This is a genomic window from Klebsiella sp. 141240 (genome assembly GCF_050600805.1).
Classification (GTDB): Bacteria; Pseudomonadota; Gammaproteobacteria; order Enterobacterales; family Enterobacteriaceae; genus Klebsiella; species Klebsiella aerogenes.
Window position 1 is genome coordinate 1 of the sequence record NZ_JAQIRK010000096.1, and the last position, 208, is coordinate 208.

A 208-nucleotide genomic window follows, 5' to 3' on the forward strand; every position below is an offset into this window, starting at 1 on the left:
CTGATGTCCGACCAGGATTAGCTAACCTTCGTGCTCCTCCGTTACTCTTTGGGAGGAGACCGCCCCAGTCAAACTACCCACCAGACACTGTCCGCAACCCCGATTAGGGGCCAACGTTAGAACATCAAACATTAAAGGGTGGTATTTCAAGGTTGGCTCCACGCAGACTGGCGTCCACGCTTCAAAGCCTCCCACCTATCCTACACAT

General features: G+C 53.4%; 1 rRNA gene. It reads right to left on the reverse strand.

From position 1 onward, the window contains the following. Nucleotides 1-208: ribosomal RNA gene (locus PGQ95_RS26515) — 23S ribosomal RNA — on the reverse strand; the annotation flags it as partial.